This window comes from Pedobacter sp. P26, assembly GCF_050632135.1.
Classification (GTDB): domain Bacteria; phylum Bacteroidota; class Bacteroidia; order Sphingobacteriales; family Sphingobacteriaceae; genus Pedobacter.
In genome coordinates this window covers 1,633,344-1,649,088 of the sequence record NZ_CP192574.1, presented here as the reverse complement: position 1 = coordinate 1,649,088, position 15,745 = coordinate 1,633,344, and the positions used below count along the sequence as shown (strand labels likewise).

Here is a 15,745-nt window from a genome sequence, read left to right as displayed (position 1 = left end):
CATTTGCATACCAAATATATTTGGAAACAAGGATCGGTAACCAGAGCATAACGATCGTTAAAATCCTATAGTATGCAACAAGTAGAAATCTATAAGCCTAAAAATAAAATCCGTTTTGTAACCGCTGCATCCCTTTTCGATGGACACGACGCCACCATCAATATTATGCGTCGTATCCTCCAATCTTCAGGTGCCGAAGTGATTCACCTTGGCCACAATCGATCGGTTGACGAAGTGGTAAACTGTGCCATTCAGGAAGATGTTCAGGGCATTGCAATGACATCTTATCAGGGCGGACACATTGAATACTTTAAATACATGCACGATCTCCTGCAAGAAAGAGGTTCCGGACATATTAAAATATTTGCAGGTGGTGGCGGCGTAATCCTACCTTCAGAAATTGAAGAACTTCAGGCTTACGGAATTTCTAAAATCTACTCTCCGGATGATGGCCGTAAAATGGGGTTGCAGGGCATGATCAATGATATGCTGATCCAAACCGATTTCGTTACCAAATCCAATATCACTAACGAGCTCGAAACCATTCCAACAAAAGATATCAAAGCCATCGCCGGGGCCATTACCGTTGCAGAAAATGATCCCGAAGGCGCGCAGAAATTTGTTGATGAATTAAAAAAACTCTCCAAAAATAATACGGCGCCTATCTTGGGCATTACCGGAACTGGCGGTGCCGGAAAATCGTCTTTAGTAGATGAACTTGTTCGACGTTTTTTGGTAGAAGTGAAAGATAAAACTTTAGCAATCATATCAGTAGATCCTTCGAAAAGAAAAACAGGCGGGGCATTACTTGGCGACCGTATCCGCATGAATGCGATCAACAATCCCAGGGTTTATATGCGCTCATTAGCTACCCGGCAGGCCAATCTTGCCCTATCCAAAAATGTACAGGAAAGTATCGATATCTGTAAAGCAGCAGGTTATGATTTAATTATTGTAGAAACTTCGGGCATTGGCCAATCGGATACTGAAATTACCGAACATTGCGATGTTTCGCTTTATGTAATGACTCCCGAATTTGGGGCGGCTACACAATTAGAGAAAATCGACATGTTAGATTTCGCCGATTTGGTAGCCATTAATAAATTCGACAAAAGAGGCGCTTTAGATGCTTTACGTGATGTACGTAAGCAATACAAACGTAACCATAATATTTTCGATGCCAAAGACGATGAAATTCCTGTCTACGGAACCATGGCTTCGCAATTTAACGATCCAGGCATGAACAACCTGTTTGTGGCCTTAATGGAGCAAATCAAATTAAAAACCGGAACAGATTTTAAAGCCAAAATGGAATTAACTTCCGATCAATCAGAGAAAATTTACATTATCCCTCCCGATCGCATCCGCTACCTGGCAGAAATTGCCGAAGCAAGCCAGACATATAACGAATGGGTAGATAAACAGGCCAACATCGCCCGCAAAATGTACCAGCTTAAAGGTGTAATCGATTTATTAAGCGAGAATAATTCCCTCTTCCAGAGGGGTGTCCGCATGACGGGGTGTCAAAAAGCCTAAATGCAACCTATGAATTCTTCGAAGAGCAATTAGATGGCGAATGCAAACGTTTACTCCGACAATGGCCAGAAACCAAAAAAGCTTACAAAGAAGAATTTTTCATTTATAAAGTCCGCGATAAAGAAATTAAACAGCCTTTATTTTACGAATCACTTTCCAAACTGAATATCCCAAAGGTAGCCTTACCAAGATATGAAGATTGGGGCGATATTTTAAGGTGGCTTTTAACCGAAAACCTACCCGGCGAATTTCCCTATGCAGCAGGTGTATTTCCTTTAAAAAGAGATGGTGAAGATCCTACCAGGATGTTTGCCGGAGAAGGTGGCCCTGAGCGTACAAATAAACGTTTTCATTATGTGTCCTTAGGTCAACCGGCACATCGCTTATCTACAGCCTTTGATTCTGTTACCCTTTATGGAGAAGACCCTCATATTCGCCCCGATATTTACGGGAAAATCGGAAACTCTGGTGTAAGTATTGCCACTTTGGATGATGCCAAAAAATTATACTCCGGTTTTGATCTTTGTGCGCCATCTACTTCAGTATCCATGACCATTAACGGTCCGGCACCAATGTTATTGGGCTTTTTCATGAATGCCGCAATTGATCAGCAATGCGAAAAATACATTATTGAAAATGGTTTAACAGAAGAAGTTGAGGCTAAAATTGTTTCGATTTATAAAGCCAAAAATATAGAAAGACCATCATACAATGGTGTGCTTCCGGAAGGAAACGACGGCTTAGGTTTGATGCTTTTAGGCGTTACAGGCGATCAGGTTTTACCTGGTGATGTTTATGCGAGCATAAGGGCAAAAGCCATTAGTTCAGTAAGGGGAACCGTTCAGGCCGATATTTTAAAGGAAGATCAGGCACAGAATACCTGCATATTTTCAACAGAATTTGCCTTAAGGATGATGGGCGATATCCAGAAATACTTTATCGATGAAAAAGTAAGGAATTTCTATTCGGTTTCCATTTCTGGCTATCACATTGCAGAAGCTGGAGCCAATCCGATCTCACAGCTGGCTTTTACCCTAAGTAACGGATTTACCTTTGTAGAATATTATTTAAGCAGGGGCATGCATATTGATGATTTTGCACCTAACTTATCTTTCTTCTTCTCCAATGGAATTGATCCTGAATACGCCGTTATCGGTCGCGTAGCCAGAAGAATCTGGGCCAAAGCCATCAAGAATAAATATAAAGGGAACGATCGTTCACAGAAGCTTAAATATCATATTCAAACTTCTGGTCGTTCATTACATGCCCAGGAAATCGATTTTAATGATATCCGAACCACTCTACAGGCACTATATGCCATTTACGATAACTGTAATTCACTCCACACCAATGCTTATGATGAAGCCATTACTACGCCTACAGAAGAATCTGTAAGGAGAGCCATGGCAATCCAACTGATCATTAACAGGGAACTAGGCCTGGCCAAAAACGAAAATCCGCTACAAGGCGCTTTTATCATCGAAGAACTGACTGACCTGGTAGAAGATGCTGTTCTTGCCGAATTTAAGCGGATAAACGATCGTGGCGGTGTTTTAGGGGCAATGGAAACCATGTATCAACGTGGGAAAATCCAGGAAGAAAGTTTGTATTACGAAACCCTGAAACATACCGGCGAATACCCGATTGTAGGTGTAAATACGTTTTTAAATAAAAATGGTTCCCCTACTATTGTTCCCGGCGAAGTGATACGTGCTACTGAAGAGGAAAAGCAGTACCAGATTTCAGCATTGCAGAAATTTCAGGGCCGTAATGCAGACCGTTCAGCAGATTTACTGAAACAATTGCAAAAATCAGCCATTGCAGGCGATAACATCTTTGAACAGTTAATGGAAATCTGCAAAATTTGTTCTTTAGGTCAAATTAGTAAAGCCCTTTACGAGGTAGGTGGACAATATAGAAGAAACATGTAATAAAAAAAGCCCCCATAAAGTGTCTAACTTTTTGGGGGCACTGCAAAACCGAGGGCTTTTATATATCTTCTGTATGACTATTATCCAGCAATCCAGCTAAATTTATAATCAATCGTTGGATTTTTCATTCGCTCTGCAACACGTAATAAACGCGAAGGTAAAGCCATAATATAATCACGGGCTTTTTCACCAGCCTCATTTAGATCGCGCATCCCTTCAATTTTCCAGTCTTCAATCAACTGTTGCATAATTTCAACATAATCAATTGCAGTATAAACGCCTAAACGCTGTGCAGCATCGGTAAAGTGACCAAAAGTCTGACCAATCTTCAAACCTACCTCACGTAAGAAATGCGCTGGCATTACAATTTTCTGGCGCATCATATCTTCAAAAGCCAACATCGCTTCATTAGGATCAACCTCGAAAATACGGTTCATGAAATCTTTATAAGCCTTAGCATGTCTCGCCTCATCAGAAGCAATTACACCACACATTCTTGATAATAAAGTATCACCGTCTTTTTTTGCTAGAGAAGCTACCCTTCTGTGGGAAATATTGGTTGCCATTTCCTGGAAAGAGGTGTAGATAAAGTTACGGTATGGATCATGCCCGGTACCGATATCGAAACCGTCAGCAATCAGATATTGCGTAGAAATTTCCATCTGGCGCATATCTACACGACCTGACAGATATAAATATTTATTTAACAAATCACCATGACGGTTCTCTTCAGCGGTCCAATGTCTGTTCCATTTCATCCATCCACCATCTTCTTTCATGCTTGGACCCTGTACCATGGCTAACCACGATTCGTAAGTAGGCAATGCTTCTTCAGTGATCGTATCGCCGATTAATACGGCTACAAGATCGTAAGAAAGATCCTTTGCATTATCCCTTAATATTCTAATATCTTGATAAAATGTTTCGCTAGTAGAATCAGGAAGAAAATCAGATGGTTGCCAGTTAGTATCAATTGGTTTAAGATAGGTATCCATCATCTCCAGCATATACTTTTCTATATGCACCATCACTTCCCTTCTTTTATCTGCAAAAAAACTCATTATTTGTATTTATATATTGTTAACAACAAAGATAACCAAATATTGCGGCAAACCTTATGATATTAACATATTTAGCGCTAAATCAGTTTTAAATGTGATCAAAATCAGTAAGATGCTCTTAAATGGCATTCTATAGAGGGTGAGAGACGAATTTAGTATAATCCTTCTCAATTGTTTTTATTTTTTTGAAGCGCGGTTTCCTGTGCATTTAGGTTGGGTTCGGTCCTGCTGTCCGTTTTACTCCGCCCATGAAGAATTGGCTCCGTGCTCACTCCCATCAGGGCTATTTAACCCTGGCCAGAAGAAAAAACAGGTAAGATGGAAACGGACGATGGAATGGGCTCTGCGGAGATCAGCGTGATCTGCAGGAACAAACCCTTAAACTTTTCGTCACTCCTTCATGGTGAGAATAATCAAGAACTGTTAATATCAAATGGTAATAAATAAACGTACTGCAAAAATGCCATAAACGAAGAAAACCCTTCAACATTTCTGCTAAAGGGTTTCTTTTAAGATCTGGCACCGACCTACTCTCCCACGTGTTACCGCAGTACCATCGGCTCTGGTGGGCTTAACTTCTCTGTTCGGAATGGGAAGAGGTGGACACCACCGATATAGGCACCTGAATATTTTTAATTAAGGTTAAAGGGAGGAGGGTTTTAGGGTGGGAGGGTTATACCTTCCGCCTTTCTACCTTCGGCCTTCCAGCCTTAAATGACATATTATTGAAAGAAGTTAGTTTGAAGAACAAACAACAGTCTGTTTGCTTTGAAAGCTTCGGATGATTAGTACTACTCGACTGTGCTGTCGCCAGCTTTACATCTGTAGCCTATCAACGTAGTAGTCTGCTACGGTCCTATATGGAATTCTCATCTCGTGGCTAGTTTCGCACTTAGATGCTTTCAGCGCTTATCTATTCCCAGCGTAGCTACTCTGCAATGCCCCTGGCGGAACAACAGATTCACTAGAGGCTGGTCCAACCCGGTCCTCTCGTACTAAGGTCAGCCCCACTCAAAATTCCTACGCCCACAACAGATAGGGACCGAACTGTCTCGCGACGTTCTGAACCCAGCTCGCGTGCCACTTTAATCGGCGAACAGCCGAACCCTTGGGACCTTCTCCAGCCCCAGGATGTGACGAGCCGACATCGAGGTGCCAAACCTCCCCGTCGATATGAGCTCTTGGGGGAGATCAGCCTGTTATCCCCAGCGTACCTTTTATCCTTTGAGCGATGGCCCTTCCATGCAGAACCACCGGATCACTATATCCGTCTTTCGACCCTGATCGACTTGTCTGTCTCACAGTCAAGCAAGCTTATGCTATTGCACTCCGCGTACGGTTACCAAGCGTACTGAGCTTACCTTTGAAAGCCTCCGTTACCTTTTTGGAGGCGACCACCCCAGTCAAACTACCCATCAAACAATGTCTCCCCCTTAGAGGGATTAGACACCGAATACAGAAAGGGTGGTATTTCAACGTTGGCTCCACGACGCCTAGCGACGCCGCTTCAAAGCCTCCCACCTATCCTACACATCCTGTATCCAATGTCAATGTTAAATTGTAGTGAAGGTGCATGGGGTCTTTCCGTCCCGTTGCGGGTACCCGGCGTCTTCACCGGGACCACAATTTCACCGAGCTCATGGCTGAGACAGCGCCCAGATCGTTACACCATTCGTGCAGGTCGGAACTTACCCGACAAGGAATTTCGCTACCTTAGGACCGTTATAGTTACGGCCGCCGTTTACTGGGGCTTCGATTCAATGCTTCTCTTACGATGACATCCCCTCTTAACCTTCCAGCACCGGGCAGGTGTCAGGCCTTATACCTCATCTTTCGATTTTGCAAAGCCATGTGTTTTTGTTAAACAGTCGCCTGGGCCTTTTCACTGCGGCTGACATTACTGCCAGCGCCCCTTCTCCCGAAGTTACAGGGCCATTTTGCCGAGTTCCTTAGCCATGATTCACTCGAGCACCTTAGAATCCTCTTCCCGGATACCTGTGTCGGTTTGCGGTACGGGTTTTTATAACCTGAAGCTTAGCGGTTTTTCTTGGAAGTCTGATTACCTGCACTATCCACTCACCCGAAGGCTTGCGGTACTATCAGCGTTCAGCTAGATCGGCGGATTTGCCTACCGTTCTAATACCTACAGCCTTTAACGATCTATTCCGTCAGATCGCGGCAGTGTCACTACTCCGTCCCCACATCGCAGTTATAAAAAGTACGGGAATATTAACCCGTTGTCCATCGAATTTCCCCTTCGGGTTCTCCTTAGGTCCCGACTAACCCTGATCCGATTAGCGTTGATCAGGAAACCTTATCCTTTCGGTGGGCGGGTTTCTCGCCCGCCTTATCGTTACTTATGCCTACATTTGCTTTTCTATAAGCTCCAGCACCCATTACCAGGTACCTTCGCTGCCGATAGAATGCTCCCCTACCGATATATTTCAATCCCATAGCTTCGGTGTACAGTTTAATGCCCGTTTATTATCCATGCCCGATCGCTCGACTAGTGAGCTGTTACGCACTCTTTAAATGAATGGCTGCTTCCAAGCCAACATCCTAGCTGTCTGTGCAATCGGACCTCGTTAGTTCAACTTAACTGTAACTTGGGGACCTTAGCTGATGGTCTGGGTTCTTTCCCTCTCGGCGCGTGACCTTAGCACCCCGCGCCTCACTGCCGACTATATTATATAGCATTCGGAGTTTGTCTGGATTTGGTAGGATTTGACTCCCCCGCACCCAATCAGTAGCTCTACCTCTATATAACTCAACGTCGACGCTGTTCCTAAAAACATTTCGGGGAGTACGAGCTATTTCCCAGTTTGATTAGCCTTTCACCCCTACCCACAGATCATCCGGAAACTTTTCAACGTTTATCGGTTCGGTCCTCCAGTACGTGTTACCGCACCTTCAACCTGTCCATGGGTAGATCACAAGGTTTCGCGTCTACCTCCTCTGACTATACGCCCTATTCAGACTCGCTTTCGCTTCGGATCCGTGCCTGAAGCACTTAACCTTGCCAGAGAAGAGTAACTCGTAGGCTCATTATGCAAAAGGCACGCCGTCACGCCACCTGGACGCTCCGACCGCTTGTAAGTACACGGTTTCAGGTTCTATTTCACTCCCCTGTTCGGGGTTCTTTTCACCTTTCCCTCACGGTACTGGTTCACTATCGGTCTCTCAGGAGTATTTAGCCTTACCGGATGGTGCCGGCAGATTCCCACAAGGCGTCTCCGACCTCGCGGTACTCAGGATACTGCTAGGCTAGCATTCTATACGTGTACCGGGCTATCACCGTGTATCGCTGGGCTTCCCATCCCATTCCACTTCTGTTTGCTAATGCCATGTTGCAGTCCTACAACCCCCACTTTGCCGTAACAAAGTAGGTTTGGGCTCTTTCCCTTTCGCTCGCCACTACTTAGGAAATCATTGTTATTTTCTCTTCCTCTGCTTACTTAGATGTTTCAGTTCGGCAGGTTTGCTCATTATATGTGACATGTCTTCAACATGCCGGGTTGCCCCATTCGGAAATCTTCGGATCAATTCCTATTTGCAAATACCCGAAGCTTATCGCAGCTTATCACGTCCTTCATCGCCTCTGAGAGCCAAGGCATCCCCCGTGTACTCTTTATTACTTTCTTCTACTCTTGCGCCTTTTGCGCCGCAAGGTATGCTTTTTTGCTCTTGTTATGATGTCTCATTCCCAACGTAAAGTCGGGAGAGCACAAACACAACAGTCGCCTATTGTTGTTTGCTCTTCTTTTTTAACTTCTTCCAATATGTCAAAGAACTTTACTGAGGCTGAAGGCCGAAGGTATAAAGGCGGAGGGTTTCATTGTCCCCAACCTAAGCTTCGTTTCAGCTTCGTTAGTAAAAAACTGCGGTCTCGAACCGTTTCATATTTCGATATTATTATATCTATATATGTGCCCCCTGGCGTTTCTTCTTTTCTTAATCTTTATGTCAATGTATATTATCTATCCCGATAATAAGGTATTTATTCTGTTGTGGTCTATGTACCGGCTTAAAGTTTACCTCTTTGCCTTCTACCTTCTGACCCTCAACCTTTATGGTGGAGAATAACGGTCCCGATAGCTATCGGGACGAACCGTTAAACGGTTGCCATTCTTCAGTGGAGAATAACGGAGTCGAACCGTTGACCTCCTGCGTGCAAGGCAGGCGCTCTAGCCAGCTGAGCTAATCCCCCAGAGTATTAGTTTTGAGTTTGGAGTCATTAGTCTGGAGTATTCATAACTCCCAGGCTCTTTTCTCTTTACTCCCAACTTCAATGGTAGTCCCGTCCAGATTTGAACTGGAGACCCCTACATTATCAGTGTAGTGCTCTAACCAGGCTGAGCTACGGGACTTCTTGATTTCAGGTAAGCAATAGTTTGCAGTATATAGTATCTTACCGCTACTGCTTCCTTTGGCTTCCCCTTCTTGTCTCCGTTAAGCTTACCTTTATAGTATGCCCACCGTTTTCTTCTGGGTGTTTCTTTTTTCTCTTGTGTTTTTAAAGTATTTAGTATCCAGTATCAAGACCTTAAGCCTTATACCTTATTACCATATACCTTAATTAGAAATATCATGTTGCGTGGCGAGTAGGTGAGTCTACTCCAGAAAGGAGGTATTCCAGCCGCACCTTCCGGTACGGCTACCTTGTTACGACTTAGCCCCAGTTATCGGTTTTACCCTAGGACGCTCCTTACGGTTACATACTTTAGGTACCCCCAACTTCCATGGCTTGACGGGCGGTGTGTACAAGGCCCGGGAACGTATTCACCGCGTCATTGCTGATACGCGATTACTAGCGAATCCAACTTCATGGGGTCGAGTTGCAGACCCCAATCCGAACTGTGAATGGCTTTGTGAGATTCGCATCATATTGCTATGTAGCTGCCCTCTGTACCATCCATTGTAGCACGTGTGTAGCCCCGGACGTAAGGGCCATGATGACTTGACGTCGTCCCCTCCTTCCTCTCTGTTTGCACAGGCAGTCTGTTTAGAGTCCCCACCATTACATGCTGGCAACTAAACATAGGGGTTGCGCTCGTTGCGGGACTTAACCCAACACCTCACGGCACGAGCTGACGACAGCCATGCAGCACCTAGTTTCGTGTCCTTGCGGACTGATCTATCTCTAAATCATTCACTAACTTTCAAGCCCGGGTAAGGTTCCTCGCGTATCATCGAATTAAACCACATGCTCCTCCGCTTGTGCGGGCCCCCGTCAATTCCTTTGAGTTTCACTCTTGCGAGCGTACTCCCCAGGTGGAACACTTAACGCTTTCGCTTAGCCGCTGACTGTGTATCGCCAACAGCGAGTGTTCATCGTTTAGGGCGTGGACTACCAGGGTATCTAATCCTGTTTGATCCCCACGCTTTCGTGCCTCAGCGTCAATAAGACCATAGTAAGCTGCCTTCGCAATCGGTGTTCTGAGACATATCTATGCATTTCACCGCTACTTGTCTCATTCCGCCTACCTCTAGTCCATTCAAGCCCATCAGTATCAAGGGCACTGCGATAGTTGAGCTACCGTCTTTCACCCCTGACTTAACAGGCCGCCTACGCACCCTTTAAACCCAATAAATCCGGATAACGCTTGGATCCTCCGTATTACCGCGGCTGCTGGCACGGAGTTAGCCGATCCTTATTCTTCCGGTACATTCAGCTCTCTACTCGTAAAGAGGTTTATTCCCGGATAAAAGCAGTTTACAACCCATAGGGCAGTCTTCCTGCACGCGGCATGGCTGGTTCAGAGTTGCCTCCATTGACCAATATTCCTTACTGCTGCCTCCCGTAGGAGTCTGGTCCGTGTCTCAGTACCAGTGTGGGGGGTCATCCTCTCAGATCCCCTAGTCATCGTCGCCTTGGTGGGCCGTTACCCCGCCAACTAGCTAATGACACGCATGCCCATCTTTATCCTATAAATATTTGAACATTGGATAATGCTATCCTGTGTTTTTATGCGGTGTTAATCCGGATTTCTCCGGGCTATCCCCCTGATAAAGGTAGGTTGCATACGCGTTACGCACCCGTGCGCCACTTTCTCTTCCAGCAAGCTGGAAAATATCGTTCGACTTGCATGTATTAGGCCTGCCGCTAGCGTTCATCCTGAGCCAGGATCAAACTCTCCATTGTAAAATGTGTTGTAAGATGCTGACCAGTTTTAACTATTGTTAAAAATAGTCTTCTTTTTTATGTTGTCTGTTAGACACCACCTTTAAAATAAAGCTACGTAATCATGTACTTTGATCGGTACTCCATTACCTCGCTACGCTACATTGACATCTCTTTTAAGAACTTATTGACCTGGTAAACCTCACGGCCGGTCATTTATATATCTTCAAACTTCTGTTCGTTCAAGTCGTGTTCGTCTTAAACGTGTTTCCATTTGTTTCAATCTTTTTTCTATCTTTCCGGCATCCGCCGTTCCGATTTTTTCACCCTTCCTTTCGGTTGGGAGTGCAAAGGTAAGGATCTTTTCCGAACTTGCAAATAAAATAAATTTTATTTTTTAAGCTTTCTTCTTTCCTTGTTTGCTTTTCAATATGCCAGGTTTAACTGGCTTTCCGTTCTTCCGAACCGGGCTGCAAAGGTAACAATCTTTTTCTCTCCCGCAATATTTATTTTAAAATAAATCCTGCTCTCCTCTCTCTCTATAACACCTTTTCAACTAAACCCCTTCCTCCGAAGCGGGATGCAAAAGTAGGAAAAATATTGTTCCCTCCAAAGGTTTTTTACAGAATAGCACAGGCTTTAACGTAAGTTGATGGTTTTCAGCAGGAAAAAAAATACTATAGTTAAAACTTTTTGAAGCAAAAGGTGTTTGTTCTCACTTATAAACCTATCAGGTTTTTTGAAATCTGCGATCTGAAGACTTATGAGTTCCTGGCGCACACGCCACCTGGAAACTTTATAAGTACCCTCCTGCCCCCTCCCACCTAAACCCGATTGCAGTGGTAGCTGCAGGCTCCACGCCGGCACTACAAACGGAAAGCGGGAACATACTGATATAGTAGCACAACAACTGCTTGCTGAAAAAAATGAGTATACTATATAGTATATAATCGAGCCTTATATATATGTTAAAAATTGTTAACTGTTATATTCTACTGAATTGCTTTGCATAGCTTAGCGGCGAATTGTTTTTATTGATGTTATCGTATTATTAATTATCTTTGCAGAATGTTTAAAGTTAAACACTTAATTATTTTATTATTTATTGCCGCTTTGGGTATTGCGGGTTGTAAAAGTCGTTTCGAGAAATTGAGAGCGAGCAATGACGTTGCAAAAAAATACCAGGAGGCGCTTCGTTTGTATAATAAACGCGATTACAGTAAAGCCTTAGTGCTTTTTGAGGATCTTTCTCAAAAATATCGTGGCCGTGCAGAAGCTGAGGATCTGAACTATTATTATGCTTATACATTATATAGATTAAGTGATTACACCACTGCAAGATACCAGTTTAAAAGTTTTGCGGATACCTACCCAGCAAGTAAGAATGCAGAGGAAGCGAGATACATGGGTGCTTATTGCTATTACTTAGAATCTCCAAGTTTCTCTTTAGATCAGGAAAATACCTATAAAGCTATTGATGCGCTACAATTATTTATCAACTTATACCCTACCAGCGATCGTGCTGCAGCTGCAGGCAAATATATTGCTGTACTAAGGGGCAAGCTGGAGGATAAAGCATTTGAAAATGCTAAAATGTATTTAACTACAGGCCCTAGTAATGTAGATAATTACAGAGCGGCTGTTATTGCCTTAAAAAATGCACAAAGAGACTACCCAGATATTAAATATGCTGAGGAAATGGATTTCCTGATGATTAAAGCGCAATATTTATACGCAAAAAATAGTTATGTCATCCGCCAGGAAGACCGGTATAATGAGGCACTTGCCTTATATACGGAGTTTACTGAAAACCACCCGGATAGTAAATTTGCTAAAGATGCAAAGGCGCTTAAGAGTGATGTTGAAGCAGGAATTGTGGCTACCAAGCAAGAATTGGCCTTATATGCTGCCGATCAGGAAAAATACAAGCAGATGCTGATCAGAACCGGTAAATTAAAAGATACCGTTTCTGCAAAACCAACTAATGCAGATAATACGAATATTAAAAACAAGTAATAGATGAATACTAACAAACCTGCTGTACCAAATACTACAGTAACCAGAAACGTACACGATTTAGATAAAACTACTGATAACTTATACGAATCATTAGTGGTAATTGCTAAAAGGGCAAATCAGATCTCGAATAACGTTAAAGAAGAGTTACACGGTAAATTGGCAGAATTTGCTTCCAGCAACGATAATTTGGAAGAAATTTTCGAAAACCGCGAGCAGATTGAGATCAGCAAGCACTATGAGCGTATGCCGAAGCCTGTTTTGGTTGCTATTGATGAATTTTTGAACGAAAAAGTTTATCACAGAAATCCTGCTAAAGAACAAAAGTAACTGGTATAGAGCAATGAGCATGGCGCAATTTTGTAAGCATATCAATGCTCTAAGCTCCATGCCCTGTACCCTATGCTAGAAAATAAAAATATAATCCTTGGCGTTTGCGGCAGCATCGCAGCATATAAGTCGGCATTTTTGGTTCGGCTGCTTATAAAAGCTGGTGCAAACGTAAAGGTTATTCTTACCCCTGATGGTGCTAATTTCATTACACCACTCACCCTTGCTACGCTTTCTAAAAACCCGGTTTATACGCAATATTTCGAAGAAGAAACAGGCGTATGGAGTAATCACGTTGAGTTAGGCCTGTGGGCTGATCTTATCATTATCGCTCCCATAAGTGCTAATACCTTAGCCAAACTAGCAACAGGAATCTGTGATAATTTATTAACTGCGGTTTACCTTTCGGCCAAATGTCCGGTTTATCTAGCCCCGGCTATGGATCTGGATATGTGGAAACACGAAACCACCCGAAGCAATATTGAACGTGTTATTGGTTTTGGGAATACCGTTATTGCTCCTGCCAATGGTGAACTGGCCAGCGGGCTCTGGGGCGAGGGCCGAATGGCTGAACCCGAAGAAATTGTTTCTTTCCTGGATAATGCCATTAAAAAATCGATGCCTCTATACGGCAAAAAGGTAATGGTTACCGCTGGTCCTACTTATGAGGCTATAGATCCTGTGCGTTTTATAGGCAACCATTCCTCAGGAAAGATGGGTTTTGTGATAGCCGATGAGTTGGCCAAACTAGGTGCAGATGTTACCCTAATTGCCGGACCAACCGCACAAAAAGCGGCACAAAGTTTAAAAAGGATTGATGTGGTAAGTGCTCAGGATATGTTCAATGCCTGTTCATCGATATTCCCTGATACCGATATTACCGTAATGTGTGCGGCAGTAGCCGATTATCGCCCCAAGCAGGTTGCCACCCAAAAAATTAAAAAACAGGATAGCGGATTGGTTCTGGAACTGGAAAAAACAACGGATATACTCGCTTCTTTAGGTGCGGCAAAAAAACACACCAGGTTTTGGTTGGTTTTGCTTTAGAAACCAATGACGAAGAGAATTACGCAAAAGGCAAACTCGAGAAGAAAAATCTTGACCTGGTTGTTCTAAATTCTTTGAATGATACGGGCGCAGGTTTTAAATCAGATACCAATAAAATTACTATTTTTAACAAAGCTTTAGAACGGACTATTTTTGATATGAAATCGAAAACAGAAGTTGCCAAAGATATTTGTACTGCCATTTTAAAAATTGCGAAATGATAAAAAAGATTGTTTGGATACTGGTATTGGTTGGTTTTGGGAAGCTGCAGGCGCAGGAGTTAAATGCAAGGGTAACTTTGCTGGCTCCCCAGGTTTCGAACATTAGCAAACCAACTTTAGATGCTTTGCAAAAAACAATCCGCGATTTTTTAAACAATAATAAATTCAGTAATGAAAGTTATAAACCTCAGGAACGTATAGACTGTAGTTTTATCATCACCATCAATTCATGGGATGGTGGCTCTGGATATACTGCCGAAGCACAGATTCAAAGCAGTCGCCCTGTTTTTAACAGCTCTTACAATAGCACTTTGTTAAATATGAGCGATAAGAATTTCGATTTTAATTTCAACGATGGGGCCACAATCGACTTCTCTGATCAAAATTACATTTCCAATATCAGTGCCCTCCTCACCTACTATGCTTATACCATCATCGGTATGGATAAAGATAGTTTTAGCAAAATGGGCGGAACTCCTTTTTACAAAAAAGCACAGAATATTATTAACCTTGCACAGGCTTCCGGCAATACCGGCTGGAGGGCAGCCGATGGCTTACGTAACCGCTTTTGGTTCAACGAAAATGTTTTAAACCCCATTTTTGCCGAGCTCCGCAATTTCATTTACAGCTATCATTTAAGTGGCCTGGATCAGCTAACCGACAATGATAAAGGCTTAACGCAGATTGTTGCCGCACTACCTGCACTGCAACAAATGGATAAGCAGAAACTGGGCTCTATTTTCCCTAATGTTTACTTTGCCACTAAAGCCGAAGAAGTAACCAATGTACTTTCTAAACTCAATGGACAAGAGCGCATGAAAGCCTATAATATGCTGGCAGAAATCGATCCGGCAAATATTGGTAAGTACGAGGGACTGAAGAAGAATTAATATTGTTGGTCAATAGTTTGATAGCTCATGGTTTATAGCTTAGCAATTGATTATTAAATCGGTTAATTATATATCAAGCCCATCAGTCAACCAGTTTCAACAGTTAACTGCTATATGGCGTTGTGTAGCTAAAATATAGTTTCTAAAAATGATGAAAAGATTTTTATTAATTACAATTTGTCTTTTACCATTAAGCTTGCTGGCACAATCTTCATTTACCATTAAGGGCTTTGGCAAAGCTTATAAAAATGGCGATAAGATATTTTTAACTTATCGGCAAGGTGATCAACTTATTGAAGATTCTACTTCGGTAAACAAAGGTTCCTTCGAGTTTAGAGGGAATTTTAAAACTAAAGTAAGAGGCTACATTTGCCGAAATGACAATCCCCGATTTGCATCCGAACTATTTGATTCATTTGATATTTACATTGAAGCAGGACAGATTACGCTGAATTCTCCAGATACTTTAAACAATTCCATTATTTCTGGAACTCCATTAAATAATGATTATGCTAAACTTCACGCCGCATTAAAATCCCTTAAAGAAAAAAATAAAAGATCCCGGTAAACTTAGTGCAGAAGAACTAAAGGA

7 protein-coding genes, 2 tRNA genes, 3 rRNA genes and 1 pseudogene are annotated in these 15,745 nt (G+C 42.9%); 7 read left to right on the top strand and 6 right to left on the bottom strand.

Features of this window, described 5'->3' with window-relative positions; all coding sequences use genetic code 11:
* Positions 1-72 precede the first annotated feature (72 nt).
* Positions 73-1,536, top strand: coding sequence for a cobalamin-dependent protein (locus ACQ86H_RS07680; protein ID WP_431294348.1), 1,464 nt, complete (start codon positions 73-75; stop codon positions 1,534-1,536).
* Positions 1,521-3,467, top strand: a complete 1,947-nt coding sequence (locus ACQ86H_RS07675) for a methylmalonyl-CoA mutase family protein (RefSeq protein ID WP_431294347.1) — start codon at positions 1,521-1,523, stop codon at positions 3,465-3,467. Before ACQ86H_RS07680 ends, ACQ86H_RS07675 begins: the two co-directional genes overlap by 16 nt.
* 80 nt (positions 3,468-3,547) lie before the next feature.
* On the opposite strand, the gene ACQ86H_RS07670 is transcribed toward ACQ86H_RS07675, so the two are convergent.
* The 6 genes from ACQ86H_RS07670 to ACQ86H_RS07645 all read right to left on the bottom strand — a co-directional run bounded on the left by ACQ86H_RS07670 (position 3,548) and on the right by ACQ86H_RS07645 (position 10,670).
* A complete protein-coding gene (locus tag ACQ86H_RS07670; protein ID WP_086547398.1) occupies positions 3,548-4,528 on the bottom strand; it encodes an acyl-ACP desaturase in 981 nt (326 codons plus the stop codon).
* 514 nt (positions 4,529-5,042) lie between these two features.
* Positions 5,043-5,154: ribosomal RNA gene (gene rrf / locus ACQ86H_RS07665) — 5S ribosomal RNA — on the bottom strand.
* A 140-nt stretch (positions 5,155-5,294) separates the two neighbouring features.
* Positions 5,295-8,169, bottom strand: a 23S ribosomal RNA gene (locus ACQ86H_RS07660).
* A gap of 492 nt (positions 8,170-8,661) precedes the next feature.
* Positions 8,662-8,735 (bottom strand) — tRNA-Ala (locus ACQ86H_RS07655).
* 82 nt (positions 8,736-8,817) lie between these two features.
* Positions 8,818-8,895, bottom strand: a tRNA-Ile gene (locus tag ACQ86H_RS07650).
* A gap of 253 nt (positions 8,896-9,148) precedes the next feature.
* Positions 9,149-10,670 (bottom strand): 16S ribosomal RNA (locus ACQ86H_RS07645).
* The 16S, 23S and 5S rRNA genes sit together here with 2 tRNA genes alongside, the layout of an rRNA operon.
* Before the next feature lie 1,047 nt (positions 10,671-11,717).
* Here ACQ86H_RS07645 and ACQ86H_RS07640 point away from each other — a divergent pair.
* From ACQ86H_RS07640 to ACQ86H_RS07620, 5 genes and pseudogenes are all read left to right on the top strand, one after another.
* On the top strand, positions 11,718-12,665 hold the full coding sequence (locus tag ACQ86H_RS07640) for an outer membrane protein assembly factor BamD (protein ID WP_138817998.1): 948 nt from the start codon (positions 11,718-11,720) through the stop codon (positions 12,663-12,665).
* 3 nt (positions 12,666-12,668) lie between these two features.
* Complete coding sequence (locus ACQ86H_RS07635) at positions 12,669-12,995, top strand: DNA-directed RNA polymerase subunit omega (RefSeq protein WP_090504977.1); 327 nt, start codon at positions 12,669-12,671, stop codon at positions 12,993-12,995.
* A gap of 72 nt (positions 12,996-13,067) precedes the next feature.
* Positions 13,068-14,263 (top strand): annotated as a pseudogene (coaBC, locus tag ACQ86H_RS07630) (bifunctional phosphopantothenoylcysteine decarboxylase/phosphopantothenate--cysteine ligase CoaBC).
* On the top strand, positions 14,260-15,153 hold the full coding sequence (locus ACQ86H_RS07625; protein WP_138818000.1) for a DUF4835 family protein: 894 nt from the start codon (positions 14,260-14,262) through the stop codon (positions 15,151-15,153). The pseudogene coaBC and the gene ACQ86H_RS07625 overlap by 4 nt, the downstream one beginning before the upstream one ends.
* A gap of 148 nt (positions 15,154-15,301) precedes the next feature.
* On the top strand, positions 15,302-15,721 hold the full coding sequence (locus tag ACQ86H_RS07620; protein WP_431294346.1) for a DUF4369 domain-containing protein: 420 nt from the start codon (positions 15,302-15,304) through the stop codon (positions 15,719-15,721).
* Positions 15,722-15,745 lie beyond the last annotated feature (24 nt).